14 protein-coding genes are annotated in these 17,939 nt (G+C 67.9%); 7 read left to right on the top strand and 7 right to left on the bottom strand.

Annotated features, from left to right (window positions below; all coding sequences use genetic code 11):
- Positions 1–20 precede the first annotated feature (20 nt).
- From ASD37_RS20580 to ASD37_RS20590, 3 genes are read right to left on the bottom strand one after another with little or no spacing between them, the layout of a single operon-like run.
- Entirely contained in the window at positions 21–872 is an 852-nt protein-coding gene (locus ASD37_RS20580; RefSeq protein ID WP_056555769.1) for an SDR family NAD(P)-dependent oxidoreductase, read from the bottom strand.
- Positions 869–1,699 (bottom strand): SDR family oxidoreductase, encoded by an 831-nt coding sequence (locus ASD37_RS20585; RefSeq protein ID WP_056555773.1) that lies wholly within the window; start codon positions 1,697–1,699, stop codon positions 869–871. Before ASD37_RS20585 ends, ASD37_RS20580 begins: the two co-directional genes overlap by 4 nt.
- The gene (locus tag ASD37_RS20590) at positions 1,696–2,400 is read right to left on the bottom strand and encodes a GMC oxidoreductase (protein ID WP_056555776.1); all 705 of its coding nucleotides are present in this window, start codon (positions 2,398–2,400) and stop codon (positions 1,696–1,698) included. The genes ASD37_RS20585 and ASD37_RS20590 overlap by 4 nt, the downstream gene beginning before the upstream one ends.
- Before the next feature lie 59 nt (positions 2,401–2,459).
- Here ASD37_RS20590 and ASD37_RS20595 point away from each other — a divergent pair, with 59 nt between their 5' ends.
- Positions 2,460–3,521, top strand: a complete 1,062-nt coding sequence (locus ASD37_RS20595; protein ID WP_056555779.1) for an AraC family transcriptional regulator — start codon at positions 2,460–2,462, stop codon at positions 3,519–3,521.
- Between the two features lie 49 nt (positions 3,522–3,570).
- Positions 3,571–5,394 carry a Stk1 family PASTA domain-containing Ser/Thr kinase gene (gene pknB / locus ASD37_RS20600; RefSeq protein WP_056555782.1) on the top strand — a complete coding sequence of 608 codons (1,824 nt, stop codon included), beginning with the start codon at positions 3,571–3,573 and terminating at the stop codon, positions 5,392–5,394.
- Positions 5,395–5,407: 13 nt separating this feature from the next.
- On the opposite strand, the gene ASD37_RS20605 is transcribed toward pknB, so the two are convergent.
- Positions 5,408–6,889: an APC family permease gene (locus ASD37_RS20605; protein WP_056555786.1), complete on the bottom strand. Its 1,482-nt coding sequence runs from the start codon at positions 6,887–6,889 to the stop codon at positions 5,408–5,410.
- A gap of 225 nt (positions 6,890–7,114) precedes the next feature.
- Between ASD37_RS20605 and ASD37_RS20610 the strand changes: the two genes are divergently transcribed.
- From ASD37_RS20610 to ASD37_RS20620, 3 genes are all read left to right on the top strand, one after another.
- Complete coding sequence (locus ASD37_RS20610) at positions 7,115–9,517, top strand: excinuclease ABC subunit UvrA (protein WP_235568519.1); 2,403 nt, start codon at positions 7,115–7,117, stop codon at positions 9,515–9,517.
- Between the two features lie 153 nt (positions 9,518–9,670).
- The gene (locus tag ASD37_RS20615; protein WP_056555793.1) at positions 9,671–10,477 is read left to right on the top strand and encodes a DUF4239 domain-containing protein; all 807 of its coding nucleotides are present in this window, start codon (positions 9,671–9,673) and stop codon (positions 10,475–10,477) included.
- Between the two features lie 102 nt (positions 10,478–10,579).
- Positions 10,580–10,747 (top strand): hypothetical protein, encoded by a 168-nt coding sequence (locus ASD37_RS20620; protein ID WP_156720998.1) that lies wholly within the window; start codon positions 10,580–10,582, stop codon positions 10,745–10,747.
- Between the two features lie 5 nt (positions 10,748–10,752).
- On the opposite strand, the gene ASD37_RS20625 is transcribed toward ASD37_RS20620, so the two are convergent.
- Positions 10,753–11,244, bottom strand: coding sequence for a MarR family winged helix-turn-helix transcriptional regulator (locus ASD37_RS20625; RefSeq protein WP_056555800.1), 492 nt, complete (start codon positions 11,242–11,244; stop codon positions 10,753–10,755).
- A gap of 178 nt (positions 11,245–11,422) precedes the next feature.
- Between ASD37_RS20625 and ASD37_RS20630 the strand changes: the two genes are divergently transcribed.
- The gene (locus ASD37_RS20630) at positions 11,423–13,456 is read left to right on the top strand and encodes a toprim domain-containing protein (RefSeq protein ID WP_056555803.1); all 2,034 of its coding nucleotides are present in this window, start codon (positions 11,423–11,425) and stop codon (positions 13,454–13,456) included.
- 8 nt (positions 13,457–13,464) lie between these two features.
- Positions 13,465–15,603 carry a DNA gyrase subunit A gene (locus tag ASD37_RS20635; RefSeq protein WP_056555806.1) on the top strand — a complete coding sequence of 713 codons (2,139 nt, stop codon included), beginning with the start codon at positions 13,465–13,467 and terminating at the stop codon, positions 15,601–15,603.
- 20 nt (positions 15,604–15,623) lie between these two features.
- Here ASD37_RS20635 and ASD37_RS20640 read toward each other — a convergent pair whose 3' ends face one another.
- Both ASD37_RS20640 and ASD37_RS20645 read right to left on the bottom strand, forming a co-directional pair.
- Positions 15,624–16,436, bottom strand: coding sequence for an IclR family transcriptional regulator (locus ASD37_RS20640; protein ID WP_056555809.1), 813 nt, complete (start codon positions 16,434–16,436; stop codon positions 15,624–15,626).
- 43 nt (positions 16,437–16,479) lie between these two features.
- Positions 16,480–17,709, bottom strand: a complete 1,230-nt coding sequence (locus ASD37_RS20645; RefSeq protein WP_056555812.1) for a M24 family metallopeptidase — start codon at positions 17,707–17,709, stop codon at positions 16,480–16,482.
- Positions 17,710–17,939 lie beyond the last annotated feature (230 nt).

Genomic DNA, 17,939 nt, shown 5'->3' on the forward strand with positions numbered 1-17,939 from the left:
TGGATCGTGGTGATCGGCAGTCACCGCAGTTCTACCCGATTCAACAGGTCGGCAAAGATGCGGTCACGGGTGAGGGTGCGGTCGACGAGTGGATTGATCAGGCCGCGCAGGGCGAACATCGGGGCCCACCGCCGCGGGACCTGAATGCTGGGCGAGCGCCGCTCGATGCCCCGCACGACGGCACTCGCCACCGTGTCGGGTGAGACCGGCCGAAGCAACGGCGCGGGGAACGCACGCGACACCAGTTGCGTTGCGAGGTCGTCAGCACCGAACGCCACGTTCGCAATGGGCGTCGCTACCCAGCCGGGATACAGCACGCCAGCGCTCGCACCGCGGGCGGCCAACTCGACTCGCAGCGCCCGGCCAATTTGTTCGACGGCGGCCTTGGATGCGGCGTACGGGACGTTTGCCACACCATTGACGTAGGCATACGTCGAGGAGGTGACCAGAACGTGGCCGCGGCTGTCGAGAATTCCAGGCAGCGCAGCCCGGACCGTGTTCCACACCCCGCCGAGGTTCACCGCGATCACCCGCTCGAAGACACCCTCGGGCACCGTGTTGGCGGTGTACGCCGTGTCACCGCTGGAGATGCCCGCATTGGCGAAGGCGACGTCCACGCGAGCGAAGCGGGCCCGCACTCTGGTGAAGACGTCGTCCATCGCCGCCTTGTCGGTGACGTCGGCGCAGAGGGCCAAGGTTCGGGCCGGGCCGAGACGCTCAGCCACCGCGTCCACCGAGTCCTGGGTGACGTCGACCAGGACGACACGCGCGCCGCGCTGGTGCAGCGCCGTCGCGACCGCCGATCCAATTCCACCGGCCGCGCCGGTGATGACGACGACGGCGTCGCTCAGGTTGACGCGTGCCGCCGTCACGGTGCGGACCGTTCGGAACCCATGTACACGCGGGCGATCCGCCTGCGGGCCACGGCGTCGGAGAGTCGCGGCAAGAGCCGGTTGGCAAGCACGGCGGCGCGGGTGCGCCGGCCAGGAATGATCATGCGGCGCCCGGCGGCAATACCCGAGATGGTTTCGGCGGCAACCTGTTCCACCGAGAGTTTGGGGATGGTCAAGGTGTGCTCCCGATTCTCGGGTGTGCGACGGGTGTCGAGGGCGTCAACCATAGGTGAGTCGAATTCCCCAGGGCAGACGAGAACGACGCGGACGCCGCGGGGTTCGAGTTCGTAGGCGAGTGATCGCGTGTAGCCGACGATGGCGTGCTTGCTCGAACCGTAAGCGGTGTAACCGAATACACCGATCAGGCCGGCCACCGACGAGACGTTGACGATCGTCCCCGGACTGTCTCCGAACGTCGCGAGGGCGGCGGTGCACGCGTTGACGGTTCCGAAGAGGTTGACGTCCATCACGGCGCGGTAGTCCTCGATGGTGAGCTGCTCGGCGTGGCCCTCGACGAGGATGCCCGCCGAATTGATCAGCGTGTCGATGGCGCCGGCCTTCGCCGCGAGTTTCTCGAACGCGGTACGGGTGGCTGCCGCGTCGACGACGTCGAGGACGAGGGTGCGGACGTTCGCGCCGGGCGTTTGGTGCCGCAGTCCGGCCGCAGCCCCGGCGAGCCGGGGCTCGTTGCGCGCGACGAGCGTCACCGCGACGCCCTGCGGCACGAGCTGCCGTGCGATCTCGAGGCCGAGCCCCGACGAGCCGCCGGTGATGACGCAGTGGTGCCATGGCGGGACGCGCTTCACGACGGCTCTCCTGACTTTGGCGGAACGTGGCTGATCGCTTCCTCGGCCATCGCCGTGATCGTCAGGCTTGGGTTCACTCCCACGTTGGCGGGCATCGTCGAGCCGTCGGTGATGAGGAGGTTCTGATAACCGAAGGCACGCCGGTAGCGGTCCACGACGCCGTCGTCCGCCGACGCTCCGATGACGGCGCCGCCGAGGATGTGCGCCGTGGTCGGTGCACCCAACAGCGACTCGGAGATCGACGACTGCGGGTACCCGCCGATGATGCGGGCCGCCCGCTGCGCCACTTCGTTCGCGATCGGCAGATAGCTGCTCGGCACGGGACCGTGGGAGGGCTCGGTGACCAGCCGCCTACCGAAGCGGGCGGGCCGCAACCGTAGCGACGAGTCCACGCTCTGCATGACGGTGAAGATGACGCTCCGCCGCGACCAGCCCCGGGTGCGGAGGGGGTTGAGCCAGCGCCGTGGGCGACTCACGATCTGCCAGAGGAACTTCCATGGCCGACCCCGGCCACCGGTGAGGGGCCCGAAGATCAGGCCGAGTGGGTCGCCGCCCAGTCCGTAGGTGTTGTTGGTGAAGTGGGTCTGCTCGTCGGGGTGCACGCTGGAGGTGATGGCGATGTCGGCGATCAGGTCGGCGTCCCGGCGCAGTGTGGTGGCGGCGACGATGGCTTCGCTGTTGGTGCGGACGACGTCGCGCACAGGTGCACAGCGGACCTAGAGTTACTAGTTTCGGCAACAATGCCGACGAAGGGGGTCGCGTGGTCGAGTGGGACGTACCGCGCTCCTGTTCGGGCGCCGTGGTGATGGTCGAACTCGGCCTCGAGCGCGGATTGCCCGTCGACGTCGCCCTGCGCAACACCGGATTGACCATGACCCAGCTCGCCGACGGCGCCTACGACATCTCCGCCCGCCAGGAGTTCACCGTGGTGAGCAACGTGGTCGACGGTCTTGGCGACCCGCCCGGTCTCGGCGTGGAAGCCGGCATGCGGTTCCAACTGCCGCTGTACGGGACGTTCGCGTTCGCCCTCATCAGCAGTGCAACCATCCGGTCCGCGGTCGACACCATGATGCGCTCGATGAGTCTGACCTTTGCCTTCAGCAGCGTCACCCGTACCGCGTCCGGTGGAGGAACCCGATTCGTCTTCACCGCGGCAGGGATTCCCGAACGCCTGCAACGGTTCGTGGTCGAGCGGGACGTGGCGGGTACCCGCCGGTTGCAATGCGAGGCGTTTCCGGAGGCGCCTCCCCTGCCGGTTGACTTCGCCTTCCCGGCACCGGCCGCCGAACACGCCGATCGATACGAGGTGGCTTTCGGCGTCCGACCGCGTTTCGATGCTCCGCAGACGGCCATCACAGCGTCGGACGCCTTCCTCGATCTGACCATGCCGCATGCCAACAAGCAGGTCCGCGAACTCGCACTGGTGCAGTGCGACCGCCTGCTCGAGCACCGCAGGCCGCGCCGCGGGACGGGCCGACTCGTTCGGGACGCTCTGGTCCGCAACATCGGTGATCCGCCGACCGCGCGGGCCGTCGCCAGGGAACTCGACATCGGCGAGAGGACGCTTCGACATCGGCTGGCGGCCGAGGGAACCTCATACCGGGCGCTCGTCAACGAGGTGCGCGAGCGCCTGGCCGAGGAGTTCCTGGCCAACGGGATGGCCGTGTCGGAAATTGCCCACCGACTGGGTTACGCCGAGGTATCCAGCCTCTCGCAGGCCTTTCGGCGGTGGAAGGGCGTCGGGCCGCGCGACTATCGTCTGCTGAGGGCAGACCACCCGCCGACGGGTACGAATTCACCCGCAGCGGACCGGTCGTCGTAGGATTCCATCGCCCGGCGACCGCCACGGCAACCACAGGACAGATAGCCCAATGACCACCCCTCAGCGATTGTCCGGCCGCTACGAACTCGGGGAAATCCTCGGCTTCGGTGGCATGTCGGAGGTTCATCTCGCCCGTGACGTGCGGCTTCACCGCGACGTCGCGGTCAAGGTGCTGCGCGCAGACCTGGCCAGGGACCCCACGTTCTTCCTGCGCTTTCGGCGTGAGGCGCAAAACGCCGCCGGGCTGAATCACCCCGCGATCGTCGCGGTGTACGACAGCGGCGAGGCCGACACCCCCGACGGCCCGTTGCCGTACATCGTGATGGAGTACGTCGACGGCGTCACACTGCGCGACGTCATCCACGACAACGGTCCCGTCGAACCCCGCCGAGCCATCGAGATCATCGCCGACGCCTGCCAGGCCCTCAACTACAGCCACCAGAACGGCATCATCCACCGCGACGTCAAACCCGCCAACATCATGATCGACAACGCGGGTGCGGTGAAGGTGATGGACTTCGGCATCGCCCGCGCGCTGCACGACGACGGCGCGAAGCTCACCCAGACCTCCGCGGTCATCGGCACCGCGCAGTACCTGTCGCCGGAACAGGCCAGCGGCGAGACCGTCGACGCCCGCTCCGACGTGTACTCACTGGGCTGCGTGTTCTACGAATTGCTCACCGGCGAACCACCTTTCGTCGGCGACTCCCCCGTCGCCGTGGCCTACCAGCACGTCCGCAAGGACCCGCCGCCCCCGTCGCGCCGCAACCCGGCGTTGTCGCCCGAGCTGGACGCCGTGGTGCTCAAGTCGCTGGCCAAGAACCCCGCCAACCGCTATCAGACCGCCGCCGAGATGCGCAGCGACCTGATCCGCGTTCGCGACGGTCAAGCCCCCGTCGCGCCGAAGGTCTACACCGACAAGGACCACGCCGACCTCGCCTCGACCGCACCCGGCCACCGCCGGGTTGCCCGCGGCGGCAGCAGGCCGGGCCGACGGTGGCTGGCCGTGGGAGCGGTCCTCGCCGTGCTCGCGCTGGTGGTCACCGTGGCCGTCAACGTGTTCGTCGGAGACCGCCAACGCATCCCCGACCTCCACGGTCAGGGGCAGGCCGACGCCCAGGTGTCGCTGCAGAACCTCGGCTTCAAGACCATCGTCAACCCCGAGTCCAGTTCGACGGTCCAACGCGGCCTCGTCATCAGCACCGAGCCCGGAGCCGACGCGACCGCGCGGGCCGACGACACCATCGCCATCAACGTCTCGAGCGGGCCTGAGCAACGCCAGGTTCCCGACGTCGCAGGTCTGAGTCCGGTAGCCGCCACCAACAGGCTGAAGGAGAAGGGATTCGGCGACGTCGGGCGGACCGAGGCGGCCAACCCCACCGTGCCAAAGGGGGCTGTTTACGGCACCACTCCCGCCGTGGGCACGACGGCCGCGGTGACCGACGAGATCACCATCCTCATCAGTACGGGTCCCGGTTCCGTGTCACTGCCCGACATGGTGGGGCAGCCATTCGAGGCGGCGAAGGCCAACCTGGGCATCGCGGGCTTCACGAAGATTCTCAAGGTGGAGGTGGACGGGCTCCCACCGGTCGACCAGGTGGTGGCCATGGACCCACCGGCCGGCACCGAACTCGCCGTCGACCAGCCGGTGACCCTGAAGGTCTCCGAGGGCAATCAAGTCTCGATGCCCGAACTGGTCGGGAAGGTGTACGCCGACGTCCTGCAGACGCTGGCCGCCGCCGGCATCACCAGTTTGCCCACGAATGGGCCTGCCATCGACTCTGGAGCAGACGGCAGGGTCGTCCAACAGGATCCCCCGGCCAACGCCCCCGTGAACCGCGACGGCACGATCACCGTCAACTACGGGTCCTGACCGAGCCCCCCGGCTAGTTGGCGACGGAGGTGACCGGAGTCGGTTCCTCGCCGGGCTCGTGGTCGAGTACCTCGCGGTGGAAGATCATCAGGTACGCGAAGTAGACGCCACCGGCGGCGATGAGACCGATGACGATGAGCACCGACGTCGACGCGTCTCCCGGCGTGACGAGCGCGAACAGGGCAATCGCCACCCAAATCAACGCGGCGACGGCGACCGGCATCTCGAACCGTCCCAGACTGAATCCGCCCTCCTTGTGGTCTAGGTTCTTGCGCACCGCCAGGTAGAGGATCACCGTCGCGCCGTAGATCAACGCCGGAAGGATCGTCGACCCGATGATGAGCTGCAAAAGGGCCTGCCCGGGCAACGCCAGCATCAGCACGACACCCACGACCAGGATCAGAATCGTTGCCGCGATAGGTGTTTGAGTTTTGGGGTTCACGCGCCGCATCAGCGCGTGCGCGGGGAAGCGCTCGTCGCGTGCCATGGCGAACACCTGCCGCGAGCACGCCGCCATCACCACCATCCCGGCGCCGAACATCGCAAAGGCCAAACAGGCCAGCAGAATTCGCTCCGATATCGGGCCGAGCTGACTGCGAATGATCGCCGCGACCGGCGAACCGCTCGCCGTCACGGCCGGGATGTCCTTGATGGCGACGGTGAGCGCGATCAGGAAGACCAGACCCAACACCGCGGCCGCGACGACCGACGCCACGATCGCGCGCGGCACGCTGCGAAACGGATCCTTGGCCTCCTCGGCGAGGTTCGCTGCCGAGTCGAAGCCCACCAACGTGGTCAGACCCATGATCATTCCGGCCGTCAACCCGCCGCCGATGGCGAAGTAGGTGGGGTCGGCGGCGGTGACTCCCCGGGACGTCAGGTTCTCCAGGGTGCCGCTGCCGGTGAACACCATCACCGCTGCCAGCGCGATCACCAGCACCGCGACGATGGCGAGTTCGACGCCGACCGCCCCGGAGGTGATCAGCCCGAGCAGACGCGTGGAGGCGATCACCAGCACCGCCTGGACGACGAGGATCACCACGGTGAGCACCCGAGCCGTGTCCTCGTCACTTCCCATGCCCAGCAACGGCATCAACGCTTGGCTGGCCAGGGCGTTGTCGATGGCCACCACCGCGATCGCCAGGAACCAGAAGGTCAACCAGCCGAACAGCCAGCCCACCTTGGGGCTCGCCAGCCGCGACGCCCACTGGTAGGACGACCCGGTGAGTGCGATGCGCGCCGCGAACTGCGCGACCACCAGGGCCACCAGCGTCTGTCCCACCGAGGCGACGACCCACAGCCAGATGCCCACCGGCCCTGCGGTACCCAGCACGACGCCGTAGGTGCCGAAGATGCCGACCGCCACCGAGATGAAGGCGAAGGAGATTGCGAATACCTGGAAGCCGCCCAGGGTGCGTTTCAGCTCGGCGGCATAGCCACCGTCGCCGGATTCACCGGTGTTGACCGCGGGGCCCGCCACCTCGTCTGCCGTCATGGCCGACCTCTCTGAAGACACTCGCAGCGCCGCGCGCTGATGGCTCATTGTGAGGCACGCGACGCACTATTCGGCGCCATTGGACACCACTGGAATAAGCTTCCGCCGTTCGTCCGATGCAAGGGGTGCGCAGTGTCCAGCCAGGAGCGGCCAACCACGATCGAGGTGCGGGGCGCTCGCGTTCACAACCTCGTCAACGTCGACGTCGACGTGCCCCTGAACCAAATGGTCGCCATCGCAGGGGTTTCCGGCTCCGGCAAGTCGTCGCTGGCGATGGGCGTGCTCTACGCCGAAGGGTCCCGCCGGTACGTCGAAGCACTCTCGACCTACACCCGGCGCAGGATGTCGCACGCCACCAAGGCCACCGTCGACGAGGTCCGACACGTCCCCGCGGCGCTTGCCCTGCGACAGCGACCGGGCGTTCCCGGGGCGCGCAGCACGTTCGGCACCTCGACGGAGCTCCTCAACGTCCTTCGCCTGCTGTTCTCCCGCCTGAGCGAGCACCTCTGCCCCAACGGCCACCGTCAGAAGCCGACGATCGACGTGGCGGCCGGCCTCGACCTCACCTGCCCGGTCTGCGGCGTCACGTTCACCCCGCCGGGTGCCGAGGCACTGGCGTTCAACTCCGACGGGGCGTGCCCGACCTGCGGCGGCCTCGGGGTGGTCCGCGAGATCGACGACGCCCTGCTGGTGCCCGACCCTTCGAAGTCCATCTCCGACGGCGCGGTGGCGCCCTGGAAGATGATGGGGCTCACCGTCATGCCGCAGATGGTCGGCGAACTCGGCGTCCGCACCGACGTGCCGTACCGCGACCTCACCGACGCCGAGCGCGACGTCGTGCTGCACGGCCCCGCCGACAAGCACCTCATCACGGTTCCGTCGAAGAGCGGCAAGCTGTTCGAGGTCAACTTCACCTACCGCAACGCCCGCCTCGCCGTGCAGGAGGCACTCGACAAGGCCGCCAGCGAGGGCGGTCTCAACCGGGTCAACAAGTTCGTCCACACCGGGACCTGCCCCACGTGCCACGGCACCAGGCTCAGCGAGCAGGCCCTGGCCCCGCAGGTCATGGGACTCAACCTGGCCGAAGCCACCGCTCAGATGCTCGACGACGTAATCGCCTGGGCGCCAAGGGTAGTGGACACATTACCGAGTGACATGCGCTTGATGGCGACCGCGATCGTCACGCAGTTGCTCGAGATGGCGGGGCGCCTCGTCGAACTCGGCCTCGGCTATCTCGGTCTTGACCGCCCCAGCGCCACGCTGTCCACCGGTGAGCGGCAACGAGTTCAGCTGGCCCGCGCCGTGCGCAATCAGACCACCGGCGTGCTGTACGTCCTCGACGAACCGTCCATCGGGCTGCACCCGTCCAACATCGACGGGCTCAACGGCGTCATCCGGGACCTGTTGCGGGACGGCAACTCCGTGGTGCTGGTCGACCACGACGTTCAGGTCCTTCGCGAAGCGGACTGGTTCATCGAGATCGGACCGGGATCCGGTAGCGAGGGCGGCACCGTCCTCGCCGAAGGCACGCTGGCCGATCTGGTGGCCAACCCGTCGTCGCTGATCGCCGGATTTCTCGACGGCTCCGAGCCGATTCGCGTGCGCGACACCGTGGCGTCCGAGAAGCTGTTCGACCACGGTCGGATCCGGCTGTCCACCCGCCCTCTGCACACGGTGCACGCCCTCGACGTCGAAATCCCCAAGGGCAGACTCACCGCCGTCACCGGGGTGTCCGGGTCGGGCAAGACCACCATGGTCTTGGAGAGTCTGGTGCCGGCTCTGCAGACCGCCGCGGCCGGCGAACCGCTGCCGGGACACGTTGCGGCCGTGGAATCCTCGGGTGTCGAGCGCGTCAACGTCGTCGACGCCACCCCCATCGGCACCAACGTGCGGTCCACCGTCGCGACCTACAGCGGTGTGCTCGACGACCTTCGGCGCGCGTACGCCGCCCTCGAGGAGTCGACGCGGCGTGGCCTGACAACGTCGGACTTCTCCTACAACACCGGATCCCTGCGGTGCCCGCGGTGCGAGGGCACCGGCCAGATCTCACTCGACGTCCAGTTCCTCCCCGACGTCGAGATCGACTGCCCGGTGTGCGACGGCACCCGGTACGACCCGGCGGCGAAGGACATTCGGCGGCCGGGTGGCCTGTCGCTGCCCGAAATGCTTTGCCTCACCGTCAAAGGGGCCCTGCGGGAGACCGAGGACCTGCCGAAGGTGCAGAAGAAGCTGCGGACCCTGGTCGACCTCGGCCTTGGCTACCTGACCCTCGGCGAGGACACCCCGGCGTTGTCCGGCGGTGAGGCCCAACGGCTCAAGCTCGCAACCGAACTCGGCCGCAAGCAATCCGATGCACTGTTCGTGCTCGACGAGCCCAGCGTCGGCCTACATCCCCTCGACGTCCGGGTCCTGCTTGGGGTGATCGACCGCCTCGGCGCGAAGGGCGCCACCGTCGTCGTCATCGAACACGACCTCGACATGATCGCCAACGCCGACTACGTCGTCGACATGGGACCCGGCGGTGGCGCCGAGGGCGGAACCGTCGTGGCCACCGGCACGCCGGCCGAGATAGCCGGGTCCGCGGCGAGCGTCACCGGGCGCTATCTCAGCCCCACCATGTCTCAGTAGCGTGTTACCGCACCCAAAGGGCCGTTCATCCCCGACAATCGGCAGGCGGTGATTCGCAGTGATCCACCGCCCTAACTGATGGGTGTGCGTGGACCACATGCGGCAAGTCGAACGAGTGGAACATCCGGCGGTCAATCGGGTGGGACTCGGCCCGTGTTGAGCTGGCTGGCGGCGGGGGCGCTCATCACCGTGGTGACGGTCGCCGTCGTGGTGAAGCTGCTGGCGCGCAGGCGTGCACCGGACCCCGGGTGGTTCATCGACAGCACCCGCGCCGCAGGAGCACTCACGGTGATCGGCACCATGTTCGCGGTGCTGCTGGCGTTCACCATCTTCTATGCGCTGCAGAACTACCAGCGGGCCCGCGACGGCGGCACCATGGAGGCCATCTCGGTCACCGAACTGCACAACGTGGCCGACGTGCTCGAAGGACACGCTGGATCACGACTGCACGGCGACCTGATCTGCTACTCGCGAGCCGTGGTCGACCAGGAGTGGCCGGCCATGCAGCGCGGCGAATCGTCTCCCGCCGTGCAACATTGGGTCGACACGATGGTCACCGACTTCGCGGCCTTGAATCCGACCAACGCGCGGCAGGAAGCGGCCTACAGCCAGTGGTTCGACCAGCAGGCGCAGCGCCGCGACGGCCGCCGCGCCCGCGCCGCCGAGTCTGCCGCCTCGGTGCCGCCGCCGCTGTGGATCGTGCTCGGCATCGGGGCGACGGCCATCCTCAGCTACATGTGCGTGCAGGCCGACCGCCGCGAAAGTGCCGTCATCCAAGCCGTTCCCATCGCGTTCGTGTCGGCGTTGGTGACCTCGGCGCTGCTCGTCGTGGCGTTCCTCGACCATCCGTACGACAGTTGGTCGGGCAGTATCCAACCCGACCAGATGCGGGTGACGTTGCACCTCATCGACGACGGGCACGACGCGCCCTGCGATGCGCGGGGTGACCCGAAGGCTTAGGACCGCGCGGCACGGAGGAATCTCGTCAACGGATCCGGCCGTGGCCGTATGGATTCCGTCAAGACGCTGGCAACGGCTGCCCGGCAACGGTGCGATGGTTGCATGAGTGCTTATGCCGAGCCGGCTTCGTGGAGCGATCTGTTTCAGCTGTTGGCCATGTTGTCCGTCCCGGGCAGCGTCTTCATGACCGCGAGATACCTCAACCGCCGCGGCGAGCGACGAGATCGACGCGTCGACGCCACGCACCAGTCCGTGACCGCGCCTCGCTGACCCTTTCAGCCGTTGGCGCGACGCTTGCGCGGCGCGGCCGACCGGGGCGGCCGCGACCGCATGTGGTCACGCGCGTTCTCCATCATGTCCCCGAGGGTGCGCACATCGCCTTCGTCGAGGGAGTCGAAGAGCATCTCACGCACGACCTCGACGTGGCCGGGCAGGACCTTCGCGACGCGGGCGCGGCCCTCGTCGGTGACGTCGACGACGGTGGCGCGCTGGTCGTCCGGGGACGTCGCGCGCGTGATGAGGCCTTCCTTCTCCAGAAGCCCGGCCTGATGTGTGAGCCCCGAGCGGCTGTAGACCACGCCGTCGGCCAGGTCGGTCATGGTCAACGGACGGTCGGCGTCGGCGAGTTTGGCCAGGATCTCGAACTGGACGTAGCTCAAGCCGCCCTCGGCCTGCAGCTGCTGACGCACCGCGTACTGCAACAGGCTCACCGTCTCCGTCAAGGCGAAGTAGGCCCGCATCTGGGCGGGGTCGAGGGCATCGGCCATGTGCCTCAGCATAATGCTTTGACCTCGAAGTTCCCCTGAGTCCGGGGCCCTACTGCCCCGCAATGTCCGGCCGTCGGGGGTATGAGTCTGCTCATACGCCGCCGCGGTTGCACGACGATGTCCGATCGGCCGTCTACGATTCCTGCGGCACACCCAAGAACGATGGAAGGGGCGCGCAGTGAGTTACACCGCCGCCGACATCACCGAGCTCGACGATGTCCAACACACACGCCTGCGGCCGGCGGTCAACCTCGGTCTGGACGTGCTCAACACCGCGCTGCGCGAGCTGGTGGACAACGCGATCGAAGAGGTCGCCGACCCCGGCAACGGTGGGTCGACGGTCACCATCACCCTGCACGCCGACGGCTCGGTCAGCGTCGCCGACGACGGCCGCGGCCTTCCCGTCGACTCCGACCCGGTCAACGGCAAGAACGGCATCGTCAAGACGCTGGGCACCGCGCGGGCGGGCGGCAAGTTCTCCGCACACGTCGACGCAGCCAGCACGGGCGCCGGCCTGAACGGAATCGGCGCGGCCGCAGCGGTTTTCATCTCCGCGCGCACCGACGTGACGGTGCGCCGGGCCGGAAAGACCTACCTGCAGAGCTTCGGCGGCGGCTACCCGGGAACGTTCGACGGCAAGGACTTCGACGCCGACGCCCCCTTCACCCGCGTCGACGCCCAGAAGCTGCGCGGCGCCGGCAATCGCCAACCCGACGCCCACGGCACCACCGTGCGCATCCTGTTCGACGCGACCGTGGTGCCGGACTCGACGGTCGACGTCAACGAAGTCTTGCTCAGGGCGCACGCGGCGGCCAGGATGTCCCCTGGCGTGCACCTGCTCGTCGTCGACGAGGGCTGGCCCGGCGACGACGTCCGGCCCGAACTGCTCGAACCGTTCCATGGCCCGTGGGGCACCGACACCCTGCTCGACCTGATGTGCGTCGCGGCGGGCACTCCGGTGCCTGGCGTGCGCGCCGTGGTTGAGGGTCGCGGCGAGTACACCACCGGCCGCGGCGCGACCCCGTTCCGCTGGTCCCTGACCGCAGGCCCCGCCGAACCGGCCACCGTCGCCGCGTTCTGCAACACCGTGCGCACCCCCGGCGGCGGATCGCATTTGACCGCAGCGGTGAAGGGCCTGTCCGAAGCGCTGGCCGATCGCGCGTCCCGCATCCGCGACCTGGGCCTGGCGAAGGGCGAAGACGGCCCGGAGGCACAGGACTTCGCGGCGGTGACCGCCCTGGCCGTCGACACTCGAGCACCCGACGTGGCCTGGGACTCCCAAGCCAAGACCGCGGTGTCGTCGCGCTCGCTGAACATCGCGATGACCCCGGACGTGGCGCGCAGCGTCACCATCTGGGCCGCCAACCCCGGCAACGGCGACGCCGTGTCGCGGTGGACCCAACTGGCGCTGGAAGCAGCCCGGGCGCGGCGCAGCGCCGAAGGCGCGAAGGCCCGCTCGCGGGCGGCATCCAAGGCCAAGGGCCTCGGAACCAACCTGTCGCTGCCGACCAAGCTGCTGCCCAGCCGGGAAACCGGACGGGGATCGGGCGCCGAGCTGTTCCTGTGCGAGGGCGACTCGGCGCTGAGCACCATCAAAGCGGCCCGCGACGCCACCTTTCAGGCCGCCTTCCCGCTGAAGGGCAAGCCGCCCAACGTCTACGGGTTCACGCTGAACAAGGCGCGGGTGAAAGACGAGTTCGACTCGATCGAACGCATCCTGGGCTGCGGCGTGCGGGACAACTGCGATCCCGAGTCCTGCCGCTACGACCGGATCCTGTTCGCCTCCGACGCCGACCCCGACGGCGGCAACATCAACTCCAGCCTCATCTCGATGTTCCTGGACTTCTACCGGCCGCTCGTCAAGGCCGGCATGGTCTACGTGACGTTGCCGCCGCTGTTCGTGGTCAAGGACGGCCAGGAGCGGATCTACTGCCAGGACGAGTCCGAGCGCGATGCCGCGGTAGCTCAGCTGAAGGCCACCTCCAAGCGCAAGGTGGAGGTGCAGCGCAACAAGGGCCTCGGCGAGATGGACGCCGACGACTTCTGGAACACCGTGCTGGATCCGGTGCGGCGCACCGTGATTCGGGTGCACCTCGACGAGGGAGATCCGAAACTGCACCACACGCTGTTCGGCGGACCGCCGGAGGGCCGGCGCACGTGGATGGCCGATGCCGCCTCCCGCGTCGACACCCTTGCGCTTGACCTCAGCTAGGAGAACACGTGACCGCCACCCTTGACGTTCCCGACCAAAATCCGGATCTGGTGCTCCAGCAGAGCGCCGACGACTACTGGAACCACTACCAGCTGACCTTCGCGCTCTACAGCGTCAGCGACCGCGCCATCCCGTCCGCGTTCGACGGGCTCAAGCCGGGCCAGCGCCGACTGCTCTATCAGATGCACGACTCCCGACTGCTGCCCGGCAACAAGCCGCAGAAGTCCTCCAAGGTCTGCTCGGCCGTCACCGGCAACCTGCACCCACACGGCGGCGCGTCGATGTACGGGGCGGCGGCGCTCATGGCCGCCGAGTTCCAGCGCGTGAAAGTCATTGACGGACAGGGCGCCTTCCCCCGCATCCAAGGTGACATCCCCGCCGCCGATCGCTACACCGAGATGCGGCTGTCGGCACCCGGTGCCGCACTGACCGCCGAACTCAACGACCATGCGGTGCCCATGGTCCCGACCTTCGACGGGGAATGGGTCGAGCCGACGGTGCTGCCCGCGCAGTGGCCGGTGCTGCTCTGCAACGGTGCCGTCGGCATCGCCGAGGGCTGGGCCACCAAGGTGCCGGCCCACAATCCGCGCGAGATCATGGCCGCCTGCCGGGCACTGTTGAAGACCCCGAACATGACCGACGACAGATTGATGAAACTCATCCCCGGCCCCGACTGGGGCTGTGGTTCCACCGTGGTGGGCACGGCCGGACTGCGGGAGTACATCACCACCGGGCGCGGGCAGCTCACGGTCCGCGGGACGGTGTCGGTGGACGGGAAGAACGTCGTCGTCACCGAACTGCCGCCCGGGGTCGCGAGTAACACCGTCCAAGAACGCATCCGAGCGCTGGTCGAGTCGGGCGAGATGCCGGGTGTCGCCGACATGTCCGACCTGACCGACCGCCGCAACGGGCTGCGCATCGTGGTCACCGCCAAACGTGGCCACAGTGCCGAGACGATTCGCGACCAGCTGCTCGCCCTGACACCGCTGGAGTCGACGTTCGCGGCGAGCCTGGTCGCGCTCGACGAGGACCGGGTTCCGCGCTGGTGGACGGTGCGTGAGCTGATCGGCGCCTTCCTGCACCTGCGCGATTCAGTGGTGTTGCGGCGCAGCGAGTACCGGCTGGACAAGGTCACCGACCGGCGCCACCTGGTGACCGGCCTGATGACCATCCACCTCGACATCGACGCCGCGGTGGCGGTCATTCGAAACTCCGACACCGTCGACGAGGCCCGCCAGGGCCTGCAAGAGCGTTTCGGGATCGACGCCGTCCAGGCCGATTACGTTCTGGCGCTGCAACTTCGGCGTCTGACGAAACTCGACGTGATCGAGCTGCAGGCCGAAGCGGAGAAGCTGGACGCCGAGTTCGCCGAGCTGACCGAGTTGGTGGGCAACCCCGATGCGCGCCGGGTGGTGATCGACAAGGAGCTCGTCGAGACCGCCAAGCTGTTCAAGGGCCCGGAGTTCGACCGACGTACGGTGCTGGACTTGGAAGCGGTGCCGGTGACGTCCAGTTCGGACGAGGACGGCGCCCGCGAGCGCAAGGTCAACACCGCGTGGCGACTCGACGACCGCGGCGTCTTCTCCGACAGCCACGGCGAACTGCTGACCTCAGGGCTCGGCTGGGCCGTCTGGACCGACGGACGAATCAAGTTCACCACCGGTGGCGGTCTGCCGTACAAGATCCGCGACATCCCGGTGGCACCGGACATCAACGGGCTGCTGCGATCCGGGGTCATGGCACCCGGCTCCCACCTGGCGTTGGTGACGCGCCGCGGGAAGGTGCTGCGCATCGACCCCGCCGCGGTGAATCCGCAGGGCGCGGCGGGCAACGGCGTGGCGGGCGTGAAGCTGGCCGCCGACGGCGACGAGGTGATCGCGGCCCTGCCGCTCACGTGCCAAAACGACGAGGCCATCCTGTCGATCTCCGAAAAGGGTTGGAAGGTAACCGAAGTCGCCGACATCCCGGTGAAGGGCCGCGGCGGCGCCGGTGTCGGCTTCCACCCGTTCATCGCCGGGGAGTCGGCTCTGATGGCAGCCGCGGTCTCGTCGACCGGATTCATGCGCGGCACCAGGGCCGTCCGGGCCGAGAAGCGGGCCAAGGCGTCGACCAAGGGATCCGGCGCGGACGTGACGCCTACGGGGTGACGGGGTAGGGCGGGTTGAGGTCAGTCGCTTGCGGGCGCCGGCGCGCCGAGGCGCAGCGAGACCCGACGGGCCGCGTCGGCGACGGCGCCCCCCAATTGGTCGAGCATTCCGCCGGGAACCCGGAACCGGGGCGCCGAGAGCATGACCGCGGCGACGAGGACACCGCGGTGGTCGTGCACCGGCGCGGCGATCCCGACCTCCTCGAGCGAGGTTCGTCCGTCGTTGACGGCGTAGCCGCGTCGACGCGCCCCGTCCAGCTCGTCGAGATAGGCCTCGACGGCGTCCGCACCGTCCGGACCGACGATCTGCCGTCGCTCGAACAGCCGACGTATGTCGGCCGCGGGCATCTCCGAGAGGAACACCTGCACCGATGAGCTCTGGTGGGTGTCGTATCGAGTCCCCACCGGGGCGGTGTGCTTGACCTGCTTGGGGCTCTGCACCTCCTCCACGACGACGGACTCGTGTCCGTTCCAGATCACCAATGCCGTCGTCTCCCCCGTGCGCTTGGTGAGCTCCTCCAGTTCGGGTTGGGCGATTCGGCGCACGTCGAGGTTGGCCAGCAGGGGCCCGGTGAGCGCAATGAGGCCGAGCCCCAGCCGAAACCGCCCGGTGGCGGCGTCGCGTTCGACGTAGCCGGCCCGTTCCAGCGTGGCGAGCATGCGCGAAACACTGCTCTTGTGCAGCTCCACCTTGCGCGCGATCTCGGTAACCCCCAGCACGGGTTCGGCGATCGAGAAGGACTCCAGCACGCGAAGCCCGTTGAGCAACACCGACGTCGACGGCCGTGCGTCGCCGAGGTCCTGTGCGAGTTCGTCCACGTCGTCGACGCTCATGATCGCCTGCCCTCCTGCTGCACCGGGATGCCCGCGGTCATCCTCACACGGTGGTGTCACCGATGATGTTGTGTTCGGGGCCGAACGGGAACTTGGTGATGTTCTCGGCCCCGTCCTCGCCGACGACGAGGATGTCGTGTTCACGGTATCCGCCTGCGCCGGGCTGACCCTCGGGGACCATGATCATCGGCTCCATCGACACCACCATGCCGGGTTGCAGCACGGTGTCGACGTCCTCGCGCAGCTCGAGGCCTGCCTCACGACCGAAGTAGTGACAGAGCACGCCGAACGAGTGTCCGTAGCCGAACGTCCGGTTGGGCATGAGCCCCTCCGCGTCGTAGATCTCGTTCAGCTCGGCGGCAATGTCCTTGCAGACCGCTCCCGGCTTGATGAGCTCCAGACCGCGGCGATGCACCTTGACGTTGACTTCCCACAGCCGGAGGTGCTCGGGCGAGGGCTGACCGTAGAACAACGTGCGTTCCAGCGCCGTGTAGTAGCCGGCGATCATCGGAAAACAGTTGAGCGAGAGGATGTCTCCCCGCTGCACTTGGCGGCTGGTGGCCCAGTTGTGGGCACCGTCGGTGTTGACTCCGGACTGAAACCACACCCAGGTGTCACGCAGTTCGGCGTGCGGAAAGGTCAGCGCGATCTCGCGAATCATCGCGTTGGATCCGGCGATGGCCACCTCGTACTCGGGCACTCCCTCGGTGATCGCGGCACGGATCGCCTCACCGCCGAGGTCACCGATGCGGGCGCCGTGTTTGATCAGTTCGATTTCTTCGTCGGACTTGAACATTCGCAGTCGCATCGTCGGCCCGGCGACGTCGACGGGCTGCATCGCAGGCAGTACCGAGGCCAGGCGGGCCAGCATGTCGGGGGTGACGTGGTCGTTCTCGACGCCCAGACGGCCCCCGGTAATGCCCTGCCCGGTGAGCACCTGTTGCACGGCGTACTCGAAGTTGTCACGTCGCCAGTCGGTGTAGACGACGTTGTCGCCGAAGCTGCGCCGCCACGGCATGCCGGCGTCGATGTTGGCCGACACGGTGGTCGCGGAATCCGGTGTGACGACCAAGGCGTAGGGACGGCCGAAGGCGGTGTACAGGAAGTCCGAGTAGTAGTTCACGTTGTGGTAGCTGGTGAACACCACCGCGTCGAGACCGTCGCCCGCCATGTGCTTGCGCAGGGCGAGCATGCGCCGTTCCATCTCGGCCGGACTGAAGGTGGGAACGGCCTTCTCTCCGTTGGGAATGTTCTTCAGTCGTTCGAGATTCATGGGGCGTCCCTTCGCATTTCCGCCCACCAGCCGGAGTGGCCGATGTCGTGTTGCACACATTGCAACAGTGATGCTCTCCTGTCAACGACCAATTTCAGTCCAACCGTTTCGGGCTCGTAAAATCAGGCGCTTGACGTATGGCGTACATCACAATAACGTCTTTCAGAGCGACGCAGTTGCGCTCGTAGCAACAGACTGACGATGCACGACTCAACGCACCATTCCGTGAA

Source organism: Mycobacterium sp. Root135 (assembly GCF_001426545.1).
In the GTDB taxonomy this organism is placed as follows: Bacteria; Actinomycetota; Actinomycetes; order Mycobacteriales; family Mycobacteriaceae; genus Mycobacterium.

Coding starts and splice junctions, on each gene's coding strand:
- ASD37_RS20610 (WP_235568519.1), top strand. CDS start 7,115: ATGGTCGCCATCGCAGGGGTTTCCGGCTCCGGCAAGTCGTCGCTGGCG.
- pknB (WP_056555782.1), top strand. CDS start 3,571: ATGACCACCCCTCAGCGATTGTCCGGCCGCTACGAACTCGGGGAAATC.
- ASD37_RS20620 (WP_156720998.1), top strand. CDS start 10,580: ATGAGTGCTTATGCCGAGCCGGCTTCGTGGAGCGATCTGTTTCAGCTG.
- ASD37_RS20640 (WP_056555809.1), bottom strand. CDS start 16,436: ATGAGCGTCGACGACGTGGACGAACTCGCACAGGACCTCGGCGACGCA.
- ASD37_RS20625 (WP_056555800.1), bottom strand. CDS start 11,244: ATGGCCGATGCCCTCGACCCCGCCCAGATGCGGGCCTACTTCGCCTTG.
- ASD37_RS20605 (WP_056555786.1), bottom strand. CDS start 6,889: ATGACGGCAGACGAGGTGGCGGGCCCCGCGGTCAACACCGGTGAATCC.
- ASD37_RS20645 (WP_056555812.1), bottom strand. CDS start 17,709: ATGAATCTCGAACGACTGAAGAACATTCCCAACGGAGAGAAGGCCGTT.